Below are 248 nucleotides of genomic sequence, written 5' to 3' on the forward strand. Positions count from 1 at the left end.
CAGGCCGAGTTGCGGCATGTCCAACGAGACGGTGGCCTCCTGGGTGCGGTGCGGGTCGAGGTTGGCGACCACCAGCACGACATCGGACCCGCTGCGCTTGCTGTACGCGATGACGGCGTCGTTGTCGGTGTCGTGGAAACGGAGGTTCCGCAGCTGGCGCAGGGCGGGGTGCGCCCGTCGGATGGTGTTGAGCCGGGTGATCAGGGGGGCGATGCTCTGGCCCCGGCGCTCGGCGCCCTCCCAGTCAC

1 protein-coding gene is annotated in these 248 nt (G+C 70.2%); it reads right to left on the minus strand.

What is annotated here, in order from left to right:
- Window positions 1-248, minus strand: a 248-nt coding sequence (locus tag JL475_RS39530; RefSeq protein WP_202282997.1) for an alpha-glucosidase C-terminal domain-containing protein, incomplete at both ends; no start/stop codon positions are given.

It is taken from the genome of Streptomyces sp. M2CJ-2, from assembly GCF_016757295.1.
GTDB lineage: Bacteria > Actinomycetota > Actinomycetes > Streptomycetales > Streptomycetaceae > Streptomyces.